The following is a 10,513-nucleotide window of genomic DNA, read 5'->3' on the forward strand; positions in this document are numbered from 1 at the left end:
CGCGTCCTGATGCGGTCGATCCGGACCACCGACATCAACCCGCAAACCACTCAAAGCGACCTCACTGAAGCCGCTTGACATCCATAGGAGCATCCACCCCCGACCCCGCACGGGGGCGGCAGGCACAGCACAGCACAGCACGGCACGGCACGGCGCCGGGAAGCGGACACCCCGAGGGGCGAGGCCCACGCGACCACCACGGTCACGCGGACCCCGCCCCTTTCCCGTGCCACGCCCACCCCGCCACCGACCGGGCACCGCACCCCTTCGCACGTCCGATCGAGTGAACTGCACGACCGCCGGGCAGGGACGACCTGTCCCGCGCGCGGTCCACCACCCCCACCACCGGTAGAAAGAGAACAAAAGCCACATAAATTTTAGTCATCCGCCGCACAGAGTCCCCAAGGTGATGCCGTGATGTCGCCGATCGGCCGCATTCCCGTCCTTGATCTCCGCCCCCTGGTCGACCACGGGCGTCGACCGGCGAAGGCGGTGGTGAACGAGTCCTTCCAGGTCAGCGCGACCGTGTTCCGCGAGGGGCACGAGGCCGTCGCCGCCGGGGTGGTCCTCACCGACCCGGACGGCAGGACGGGCGCATGGACCCCGATGCGCGAACTCGCACCGGGCACCGACCGCTGGGGCGCCGACGTCACCCCGACCGCGGAGGGCCGGTGGACGTTCGCGGTCGAGGCGTGGAGCGACCCCCTGGAGACCTGGCGCCGGCACGCCCGGATCAAGGTCCCGGCGGGCCTGGACACCGAACTCGTCCTGGCGGAGGGGGCCCGGCTGCACGAGCGGGCGGCGAAGGGGGTGCCCAAGTCGAAGGGGCGGCGGGAGGCGGTGCTCGGAGCCGTGGACGCGCTGCGGGACCGGAGCCGACCGGCGGCCCGGCGCCTCGCCGCCGCACTGGCCCCGGAGGTCACCGCGGTGCTGGACCGCCACCCGCTGCGCGACCTGTTGACGGTGTCGGAGGCCGCCCCGCTGCTGGTGGAGCGGCGGCGCGCGCTCTTCGGGTCCTGGTACGAACTCTTCCCGCGCTCCGAGGGGGCCGTGGTCGTCCCCGGCGGGCCCCCGGTGAGCGGAACCTTCCGGACCGCCGCCGAACGCCTGCCGGCCGTCGCCGCGATGGGCTTCGACGTGGTGTACCTCCCGCCGGTCCACCCGATCGGCAGCACGCACCGCAAGGGGCCCGACAACGGCCTCTCGGCCGGCCCCCGCGACGTGGGGGTGCCCTGGGCGATCGGCTCCCCGGCGGGCGGGCACGACGCCGTCCACCCCGACCTCGGCACCCTCGACGACTTCGACGCGTTCGTGGACCGGGCGCGGTCGCTGCGACTGGAGGTGGCGCTCGACTTCGCCCTCCAGTGCTCCCCCGACCACCCCTGGGTGACGGAGCACCCCGAGTGGTTCCACCACCGGGCGGACGGGACGATCGCGTACGCGGAGAACCCGCCGAAGAAGTACCAGGACATCTACCCGATCGCGTTCGACCGGGACATGGACGGGCTGGTCCGGGAGACGGTGCGGCTGTTGCGGTTCTGGATGGCCCACGGGGTGCGGATCTTCCGGGTGGACAATCCGCACACCAAACCGGTGCTCTTCTGGGAACGCGTCATCGCGGAGGTCAACTCGTCCGATCCGGACGTCATCTTCCTTGCCGAGGCGTTCACCCGTCCCGCGATGATGCGGACCCTCGCGGCCGTCGGGTTCCAACAGTCGTACACGTACTTCACCTGGCGTAATTCCAAGCGCGAACTGACCGAATACCTGACGGAGTTGGCCGGTGAGTCGGCTGCGGTGATGAGGCCGAACCTCTTCGTCAATACGCCGGACATCCTGCACGAGTACCTCCAGCACGGCGGTCGTGCCGCGTTCGAGGTGCGGGCCGTGCTCGCGGCCACGCTCTCCCCCTCCTGGGGGGTGTACAGCGGTTACGAACTGTGCGAGAACACCCCGTTGCGCCCGGGCAGCGAAGAGTACCTGCACTCCGAGAAGTACGAGTTGCGCCCCCGCGACTGGGAGGCGGCGGAGCGCGCCGGGCTCAGCATCGCGCCCTTGATCACCGCCCTGAACCGCATCCGCAGACGCAGCCCCGCCCTCCAGCAGTTGCGCGATCTGTGCTTCCACCACACGGATCGGGACACGATCATCGCGTACTCGAAGACCGCCGAGAGCGCGGGCGGAACGAACACGGTCCTGGTGATCGTGAACCTGGACCCGCACCACACCCAGGAGACCACGGTGTCGTTGGACATGCCGCAACTCGGACTCGGTTGGCATGAGTCCGTACCGGTGCGCGACGAACTCACCGGAGAGACCTACCGCTGGGGCAGGGCCAACTACGTGCGCCTCGACCCGAGCCGGGCGCCCGCACACGTCCTCACGCTCCTGCGATCGTCCTCACCGACCGGAGGGTCACCCACACGATGATCGTCAATGAACCCGTTCCCGACACGTTCGAAGACACCCCGGCCAAGGACCGTGACCCCGAGTGGTTCAAACGGGCCGTCTTCTACGAGGTCCTCGTCCGCTCGTTCCAGGACAGCAACGGGGACGGCGTCGGCGACCTGAAGGGGCTGACCGCCAGGCTGGACTACCTCCAGTGGCTGGGGGTGGACTGCCTGTGGCTGCCGCCGTTCTTCACCTCACCGCTGCGCGACGGCGGTTACGACGTGTCGGACTACACCGCCGTGCTCCCCGAGTTCGGCGACCTCGCCGACTTCGTGGAGTTCGTGGACGCCGCCCACCAGCGCGGCATGCGCGTGATCATCGACTTCGTGATGAACCACACCAGCGACCAGCACCCGTGGTTCCAGGAGTCCCGGGCCAACCCCGAAGGCCCCTACGGCGATTACTACGTCTGGGCCGACGACGACAAGCAGTACCGGGACGCCCGGATCATCTTCGTCGACACCGAGGCGTCCAACTGGACCTTCGACCCGGTGCGGGGGCAGTACTACTGGCACCGCTTCTTCTCGCACCAGCCGGACCTCAACTACGAGAACCCGGCCGTGCAGGAGGAGGTCATCGCGGCGCTGAAGTTCTGGCTGGACCTCGGCATCGACGGCTTCCGGCTCGACGCCGTGCCGTACCTCTACGCCGAGGAGGGCACCAACTGCGAGAACCTGCCCGCGACGCACGCGATGCTCAAGCGGGTCCGCGCCGAGATCGACGCCCACTACCCGGACACCGTGCTGCTCGCGGAGGCCAACCAGTGGCCGGAGGACGTCGTCGACTACTTCGGCGACTACGCCCGCGGCGGCGACGAGTGCCACATGGCCTTCCACTTCCCGGTGATGCCGCGCATCTTCATGGCGGTGCGCCGCGAGTCCCGCCACCCGGTCTCCGAGATCCTGGCGAAGACCCCGCAGATCCCGTCCGGCTGCCAGTGGGGCATCTTCCTGCGCAACCACGACGAGTTGACGCTGGAGATGGTCACCGACGAAGAGCGCGACTACATGTACGCGGAGTACGCCAAGGACCCGCGGATGCGGGCCAACATCGGCATCCGCCGCCGGCTGGCCCCGCTGCTGGACAACGACCGCAACCAGATCGAACTCTTCACCGCCCTGCTGCTGTCCCTGCCCGGCTCGCCGATCCTGTACTACGGGGACGAGATCGGCATGGGCGACAACATCTGGTTGGGCGACCGGGACGCGGTGCGCACCCCCATGCAGTGGACCCCGGACCGCAACGCGGGCTTCTCCTCCTGCGACCCGGGACGGCTCTACCTGCCGACGATCATGGACCCGGTCTACGGGTACCAGGTCGCCAACGTCGAGGCCTCGATGTCCTCGCCGTCCTCGCTGCTCCACTGGACCCGGCGGATGATCGAGATCCGCAAGCAGAACCCGGCCTTCGGCCTCGGCTCGTACACCGAGCTGCCCTCCTCCAACCCGGCGGTCCTCGCCTTCCTGCGCGAGGCGCCGCCCGGCCCGGACGGCAGCGGCGACGACCTGGTGCTGTGCGTGCACAACTTCTCCCGGTTCGCCCAGCCGACCGAACTGGACCTGCGGCGCCACCGCGGGCGCCACCCGGTGGAGCTGATCGGCGGGGTGCGGTTCCCCGCGATCGGCGAACTGCCCTACCTGCTGACCCTCGCGGGCCACGGCTTCTACTGGTTCCGGCTCGCCCAGGGGCGCCCCGGCGCCACCGCCGAACCGGGACCCCCGACCCCGGCGCCCACCGGCTGACCGGATCGAGCGGCCCGGCCCCGGACGTCCGCCCCCGAACCCGACGACGTCGCCGGCGATCCGACCGGCGACGTCGTCAGCGCCCCGCCCGCACCTGCCAGAAAGGAGCGACGCCATGTCGGAGGCCGCCACCCGGGCGGACCGGACGCCCCTCGCCCGCCCCGAGCTGATCGCATCGCTGGCCCCGCTGCTGCGGACCTGGCTGCCCCGGCAGCGGTGGTTCGCGGGCAAGGGCCACCCCGTGCACGGCTTCACCCTGGTCTCGGCGACCGAGCTGCTCCCGCCGGGCAGCGCCCCCCGGCTGCTGCACCTGCTGGTCCGCGCCGAGCAGACCTCCCCCACCGGGCCCACCGCCGACTGCTACCAACTCCTGGTCGGCGTCCGGCCGGCGCTGCCGCCCCGGCTCGCCCCCGCCCTGATCGGCCGCCCCGAAACCGGCCCGCTGCGCGGCGCCGCGGTGTACGAGGCGCTGTACGATCCGCGGCTCGCCGAACTCCTGCTGGAGGCGCTGCGGATGCGGGCCCGGGTCGGCGCGCTGCGCTTCGAGCGGACCCCCCGGGCCGAGATCCCGTCCGCCCTGGTGCCCCGGGTGCTCGGGGTCGAACAGTCGAACTCCTCGCTGGTGTACGGGGACGCGCTCATCCTCAAGCTGTTCCGCCGTGTCCTGCCCGGCACCCACCCCGACCTGGAACTGCCGCTGGCCCTCGCCGCCGAGGGCTGCGGCCGGGTGCCCCCGCCCGTCGCCTGGTTCCTGGCCGACCCCGAGGAGGGCGGCGCGGCCCCCCAGCAGGACGGGGCCCTGGTCCTGGGCGTCCTGCAACCCTTCCTCCCCGAGGCCCGCGACGGCTGGGGGACGGCGCTCGGCTCCCTCGCCCGGGGCGAGGACTTCACCGCCGAGGCCAGCGCGCTGGGCCGGGCCACCGCGGAGGTGCACGGGGCGCTCGCCCGTGCCCTGCCCCCGGTCACCCTGGGCCGTCCGCAGATCGAGGCGCTGGCCCGCGGCATGGCCGAACGGCTCGACGACACCGCCCGGGCCGTACCGGCCCTGCGCCCCTACGCCCGGGGGCTGCGCACCTCCTTCGACGCCCTCGCCCGCCTCGGCGCGGACGGCGAGCGCACCTGGACCGCGCAGCGGGTCCACGGGGACCTGCACCTCGGCCAGTGCCTGCGCGGCCCGGACGGCGAGTGGTCGCTCATCGACTTCGAGGGCGAACCGGCCCGCCCGCTCACCGAACGACGACTGCCCCAGCCCGCGGTCCGCGACGTCGCGGGGATGCTGCGCTCCTTCGACTACGCCGCCCGGCAGCACCGCCCCTGGTCCCCCGACTGGTCCGACGCCTGCCGGGCCGCCTACTGCGCCGGGTACGCCCGGGTGTCCGGCCGGGACCCGCGGCAGGAACCGGTGCTGCTGCGGGCGTACGAGACGGACAAGGCCGTGTACGAGGTGCTGTACGAGGCGCGGCACCGGCCCGACTGGCTGCCCGTCCCGCTGGCCGCGGTGCAGCGGCTCGCCCGCCCCGCCGGTGCCCTCCTCCACGAGATCCGCGCCCCCGAGCCCTGAGCCCCCACCGCACTTCGACGCGTGAGGCCCCGCCCCTCCCCCACCCCCCACGACCCGGCACCGCCGAGGAGGCACCCCGTGACCCGTCGTCCCGCCAGCGAGCCGCCCGACGCCCCGCCCACCCCACGGGCGGCGGCACCGACCGCGCGTCCCACGGCGCGCAGCGCCCCGGCGCGGGCCGCCCGGAGCGCCGTCCGGGCGCCCAAGGCGGTCAAGGGCCCCAAGGCGGCCACGGCTTCCCCGACCGCCGAGGTCCCGGCCCATACGGCGGCGGGGGCGCCCGGGCGGGCCCGGGGGCGGAACCGGAAGGCTCCCGCGGTCCCCCCGCCCGCACCCGCCGTCGATCCGCTGCCGCCGACCGCCCCCGAACGCCCCGCCGGTCCGCCCCCGGCCACGGCCGCACCCGTACCGGCGGCGGACCGGGAGCGGTTGCTGGCCGGCACCCACCACGATCCGCACGCGGTGCTCGGCGCCCACCCGCGGGCCGACGGCCTCGCGGTACGGGTGCTGCGGCCGTACGCCCTCGGGGTGAGCGTGGAGACGGCGGACGGCGGGTCCTTCCCGCTCCACGACGACGGCGACGGGTTCCACAGCGCGCTGCTCCCGCTGCCCGGGGTTGCGGAGTACCGGCTGCGGATCGCCTACCAGGACGCCGAGGTGGCGACGGTCGACCCGTACTCCCTGTTGCCCTCGCTCGGCGAGTTCGACCTGCACCTGATCGCCGAGGGCCGTCACGAGGAGCTGTGGACGGCGCTGGGGTCCCGGGTGCTGACCCACCGGGGGGTGAGCGGCACCCGGTTCGCCGTGTGGGCGCCGCACGCGCGCGGGGTGCGGATCACCGCCTCGTTCAACGGCTGGAGCGGTACCGCGCACCCGATGCGTTCGCTGGGCTCCAGCGGAGTGTGGGAACTCTTCGTGCCGGGCGTCGGCGAAGGCGAGCTGTACAAGTACGAGATCGCCCGGCCGGACGGTTCGCTGACCCAACGGGCCGACCCGATGGCCCGGCACACCGAGGTGCCCCCGGCGACCGCCTCGGTGGTGCACGTCTCCCGGTACCGGTGGCAGGACGCCGACTGGCTGGCCCGTCGCGGGGAGCGCCCCGTCCACGAGGCGCCGTTCTCGGTGTACGAGGTGCACCTGCCGTCCTGGCGACCCGGCCTGACGTACCGTCAATTGGCAGACCAGCTCCCCGCGTACGTCGGCGAACTCGGCTTCACCCACGTGGAACTGATGCCGATGGCCGAGCACCCCTTCGGCGGTTCCTGGGGCTACCAGGTGACCGGCTTCTACGCCCCGACCTCCCGGATGGGCTCCCCCGACGACTTCAAGCACCTCGTCGACGCACTGCACCGGGCGGGCATCGGGGTGCTCATGGACTGGGTGCCCGCCCACTTCCCGCGGGACGCCTGGGCACTCGCCGAGTTCGACGGACGCCCCCTGTACGAGCACCCCGACCCGGACCGGGCCGCCCACCCCGACTGGGGCACCCTGGAGTTCGACTACGGCCGCCGCGAGGTGCGCAACTTCCTCGTCGCCAACGCCGTCTACTGGTGCGAGGAGTTCCACATCGACGGGCTGCGGGTGGACGCCGTCGCCTCCATGCTCTACCTCGACTACTCCCGCGAGTACGGCCGGTGGACGCCCAACCAGTACGGCGGCCGGGAGAACCTGGACGCGGTGGCCTTCCTCCAGGAACTCAACGCGACCGTGTACCGGCGGGTGCCCGGGGTCGTCACCATCGCCGAGGAGTCCACCGCCTGGGACGGGGTCACCCGGCCCACCGACCGGGTGGGCGCGGGCGGCTTCGGCGGCCTCGGCTTCGGGCTGAAGTGGAACATGGGGTGGATGCACGACTCGCTCGGCTACGTCGCCCACGAGCCGGTGCACCGCAAGTACCACCACCACGAGATGACGTTCTCCATGGTGTACGCGTACAGCGAGAACTACGTGCTGCCGATCTCCCACGACGAAGTCGTGCACGGCAAGCGGGCGTTGGTGTCCAAGATGCCCGGCGACTGGTGGCAGCAGCGCGCCGGGCACCGCGCCTACCTGGGCTTCATGTGGGCCCACCCCGGCAAACAGCTCCTCTTCATGGGCCAGGAGTTCGCCCAGGGCGCCGAGTGGTCGGAGGCGCACGGCCCGGACTGGTGGCTGCTCGACCCCTCCTACGCCGCCGAACCCGACCACCGGGGCGTGCGGGACCTGGTGCGGGAGCTGAACCGGGTGTACCGCGACGCCCCCGCCCTGTGGCAGCGGGACACCGACCCGGCGGGCTTCGCCTGGGTGGCGGGGGACGCCGCCGAGGACAACGTCTTCGCCTTCCTCCGCTTCGACGCGGACGGCGCCCCGCTGCTCGCGGTCTCCCACTTCTCCCCCGTGGTCCGCCGGGACTACCGCCTCGGCGTGCCGGACTCCGTGCCCGCCTGGCAGGAGGCCCTCAACACCGACGCCGTGCGCTACGGCGGCAGCGGCGTGGGCAACCCCTCCCCCGTCCGCGCCGAGCCCGTACCCGCCCACGGCCGCGCCACCAGCGTCGTGCTGACCCTGCCCCCGCTGGCCACCGTCTGGCTCCGACCGACGGTCTGAACACCCGGGCCGCCGCCCCGCCCCGTCCCCCGGTCGGGCGGGGCGGCCGTTCAGCGGTGCCGGACCCAGACGTTCGGCTCCACCAACTCCCCCCGGTCCGCCGCGCGGTCGACCGTGAGGGGCGCGAGGGCCCCCGGCACCACGTATCTGCCGGAGGCCGGCAGGTCGAGGCCGACCCACCCCTCCCACTCGGCGACCGAGCCCTCCAGGACCATGGACCGCTCGGCCGCGCACAGCACCCGTGCCCCCATCCGGTGGTGCGTCCGCAGCCACGGGTCCAGCGGAGCACCGTCCGCCCGCGTCCAGCGCACGAAGTCGGCCATGGGGGTCAGCGGGTAGCGCGCCTTGAGGGTCGGCCGCACGGGGGCGATCACCCTTACCAGGCCGGCTCGTTCTCCGACCGAGACGAGCCGCCCGAGCACCTCGGTGGCCAGGCCGCGCCCCTGGCACTCCTCCCGGACCTGGGCGGCGGCGATGACCAGGGTGTCGGCCCGGCCGCCGGCCTCGTGGAGCCCGACCGCCCGCACCAACGCGTCGTCATAGCCGCCGGGCAGGTCACCGGGCGTCCCGTCCCACCGCACCGGCACACCCCACCCGCCGGCCACGATCCGGTCCGCACCGTCGACCAACAGGAGGTGCCACTCCCCGAACCACTGCCGGACCCGGTCCATGTGCCGGTCGGCGACCGGATCGTGGAAGACGAACTCGGGCCAGCCCGCGGTGAAGACCGCTTCCGCCCGGGCGTGCAGATCGGGCCGGTCGTCGAAGGCGAAGGCTCGCAGATCCACAACGCCGGAGCCTACGTCGCCCGGACACCAGGTGCTCGGGTTTTCGGTGCCCCCGGCGCCGGGGCCCGTTGTCGGAGCCCACGCCTAGAGTGCCTCTCACGACCGCGCGTTCGGGAACCGACCGTGCGCGGACCTGCACGACCTGGGGGACGACGAGATGCACTCCTTCGCCGCGGCCAACGCTCCGGAGGGCGACGACTGGGAGACGTGGCTCGGCCACGCGGACCTGCTTACGGCGGCGGGTGACCCCCGCGGCGAGGCCCTCCGGCAGGAACACCGCGTCGAGGTCGAGGGCGGTGACCCGGACCGGGTGGCCGCGGCCTACCGGGAGGTGGAACGCCACTTCGGCCTCGACGGGCTGCGGGAGGACGGCTCCTGGCACTTCGCCTGGGCCCGCGGCTTCCTCGACGAGGCCCGCTTCCGCCTCGCCGCGGAGACCCGGCCGCAGCGCGGGGCCCTCGTCCAACGGCTCCTCGCGGAGCTGCCGCACACCGTGGCCGTCGACCCGGCCGACCCCGAGCAGTGGGAGGGCGCGCTGATCGACGCCGTCCTCTCCCACCCCGCCGCCGGGCGGCTACGCACCCTCGAACTCCGCCTCACCGACCACCACCACGCGGCCGAGCAGGCCGCGGCCTCACTGGCGAGCCGCAGCAGGCCGCGGCTGGAGCGGCTGGCCTTCGGCTACGGGTACGCGCACCTGTACGAGCCGAGCCGGACCTCGACCGGTGGCCGGATCGAACCCCTGGACCACCACGACGAGGGGTTCGTCCAGACCGACGTGTGGGGCGCGCTGCCCGGGCTGCGCACGCTGGACCTCGAAGGCCCCTTCCTGTTCCACTCCGTGGACCACGAGCGGCTGACCCGGCTGCGGGCCCGGGGTCCCGTGATCTCCGACGGCTCCACCTTCGGCCTCGGCGACCTCCCCGGGCTGCTGTCGCTGGAGGTCAGCATGGAGGGTGACGTCTTCGGCGTCTGCTGTCCCGTGGAGCAACTGGACGAGCTGACCGTGGAGTCGCTTCCCGGCCTCAGGCAACTCGACCTGTCCGGGGCCGACTTCGACGCCTCCCCGTTCGACGTGCTGTGCGCCCTCGCGGACTCCCCCGTCCTGCCCCAGCTGACGGAGCTGGCGATCCGGCACCTGGTCGTCGAGGAGGAGGAGTGCGAGGGCGCCCCGCTCGACGCGCTGACCGCGCTGGCTCCGAAGTTCGCCCACCTGGACCTGCACGTCACGGGGGACCTCGACGTGCCCGGCGCCAGCGACGAGGAGGTCGCCCGGGTGCTCGGCCTGGAGCTGTGAGTTCCCTGAGTCAACCTCTATGCCGCCAGAGGCGTGTCCGGGTCCTGCTTGATCTTGTTGTTGGCGCGGTGGACCTCGGGGTCGTAGC

Annotated in this window: 6 protein-coding genes; 5 read left to right on the top strand and 1 reads right to left on the bottom strand. The window is 73.0% G+C overall.

The window, feature by feature from the left end; translation table 11 throughout:
• The first annotated feature begins 417 nt into the window (after nt 1–417).
• The 4 genes from ABT092_RS30250 to glgB all read left to right on the top strand — a co-directional run bounded on the left by ABT092_RS30250 (nt 418) and on the right by glgB (nt 8,340).
• The gene (locus ABT092_RS30250; RefSeq protein WP_351249600.1) at nt 418–2,430 is read left to right on the top strand and encodes an alpha-1,4-glucan--maltose-1-phosphate maltosyltransferase; all 2,013 of its coding nucleotides are present in this window, start codon (nt 418–420) and stop codon (nt 2,428–2,430) included.
• Nucleotides 2,427–4,193 carry a maltose alpha-D-glucosyltransferase gene (gene treS / locus ABT092_RS30255; RefSeq protein WP_351249591.1) on the top strand — a complete coding sequence of 589 codons (1,767 nt, stop codon included), beginning with the start codon at nt 2,427–2,429 and terminating at the stop codon, nt 4,191–4,193. Before ABT092_RS30250 ends, treS begins: the two co-directional genes overlap by 4 nt.
• Nucleotides 4,194–4,308: 115 nt before the next feature.
• Nucleotides 4,309–5,754 (top strand): maltokinase N-terminal cap-like domain-containing protein, encoded by a 1,446-nt coding sequence (locus ABT092_RS30260; protein ID WP_351249594.1) that lies wholly within the window; start codon nt 4,309–4,311, stop codon nt 5,752–5,754.
• A 78-nt stretch (nt 5,755–5,832) separates the two neighbouring features.
• Nucleotides 5,833–8,340 (top strand): 1,4-alpha-glucan branching enzyme, encoded by a 2,508-nt coding sequence (glgB, locus tag ABT092_RS30265; RefSeq protein ID WP_502968539.1) that lies wholly within the window; start codon nt 5,833–5,835, stop codon nt 8,338–8,340.
• A gap of 50 nt (nt 8,341–8,390) precedes the next feature.
• Here glgB and ABT092_RS30270 read toward each other — a convergent pair whose 3' ends face one another.
• A complete protein-coding gene (locus ABT092_RS30270; RefSeq protein WP_351249596.1) occupies nt 8,391–9,128 on the bottom strand; it encodes a hypothetical protein in 738 nt (245 codons plus the stop codon).
• A 157-nt stretch (nt 9,129–9,285) separates the two neighbouring features.
• Between ABT092_RS30270 and ABT092_RS30275 the strand changes: the two genes are divergently transcribed.
• Complete coding sequence (locus ABT092_RS30275; RefSeq protein ID WP_351249598.1) at nt 9,286–10,425, top strand: hypothetical protein; 1,140 nt, start codon at nt 9,286–9,288, stop codon at nt 10,423–10,425.
• Nucleotides 10,426–10,513 lie beyond the last annotated feature (88 nt).

Source organism: Streptomyces sp. NPDC002490 (assembly GCF_040296045.1).
Lineage (GTDB): Bacteria > Actinomycetota > Actinomycetes > Streptomycetales > Streptomycetaceae > Streptomyces.